Origin of the sequence: Nonomuraea purpurea, assembly GCF_042650645.1 — a bacterium.
GTDB classification, from domain to species: Bacteria; Actinomycetota; Actinomycetes; order Streptosporangiales; family Streptosporangiaceae; genus Nonomuraea; species Nonomuraea purpurea.
Genome location: NZ_JBHSBI010000095.1, coordinates 1 through 974, shown reverse-complemented (window position 1 = coordinate 974; position 974 = coordinate 1). Strand labels below are relative to the sequence as shown.

Annotated in this window: 1 protein-coding gene; it reads right to left on the bottom strand. The window is 67.0% G+C overall.

Features of this window, described 5'->3' with window-relative positions; genetic code table 11:
• Positions 1–974 (bottom strand): sugar phosphate isomerase/epimerase family protein (locus ACFOY2_RS54675; RefSeq protein ID WP_379536115.1); only part of this gene is annotated, 974 nt, incomplete at both ends.

Below are 974 nucleotides of genomic sequence, written 5' to 3'. Positions count from 1 at the left end.
CTGGGCGGTGAGCAGGGCCTTGCGGGCGATGCGCTGGGCGGTCAGGGCGTCTTGGCGGGTTTGGGCTTCGGTGAGGGCGTCGATGTCGAGGAGGTTCAGGGCGCGCCAGATGGTGCGCATGACGTCGATGCCGGCGCGGGCGGCTTCGACGGCGTCTTCGCGGAAGGGGAACTGGTCGAGTTGCCAGATGCCGTTCCAGCCGGCTTGGCGCAGGGTGTGGAAGAACTCGAAGGTTTCGACGAGGTGGATGGAGCCGACGACCATGTCGTCGTCCCAGCCTCGGTAGTTGTCGTTGACGTCGATGGCGAACAGGCGGTCGTGGTCGAGGATGAGCTGGGCGGCGTCGGCGGGGGATTCGAGGCCGTAGAGGGAGTGGCCGAAGTCGAGCAGGATGCCGACGTTGGGGACGTTCATCTTCTCGATGGCCAGCAGGGTGCGGGCGGCGGAGGAGAAGGTCATGCGGTTGCGGGGTTCGCGGGGTTTGTATTCGATGGCGAAGCGCTGGTCGGGGTGGCGTTGGGCGAGTTCGCGGATGGCTTCGACGGATAGTTGCCAGAGGGTTTTGTAGTCGGCTTGGAAGGGGTAGTCCCAGCCGTCTTGGCCGGGCCAGAGTTTGACGTAGTCGCAGCCGAGGCGGCGGGACAGGTCGGCGGCGTCGCTGACGAGTTCGATGGCGGCGCGGCGGATGGCGGGGTCGGGGTTGGTGAAGGCGCCGCGGCTGAAGGTGCGGGTGTAGATCTCGGGGGTGAGGGCGATGGCGCGCAGGCCGTTGGCTTTGAGGCGTTCTTCGAGTTGGTCGACGTCGAGGTCGGCGGGGTTGAAGGGGTAGTTGATGTCGACGACGGACAGGCTGCCGACCTGGCCGGCGCGGTCGATGGCTTGGAGGGTGGAGACGGGTGGGCCGTATCCGTCGGTGGCGTAGCGGTCGCGGAACTGCCCGAAGTGCCAGAGTCCTGCGCCGAAGAGCGGTTCTG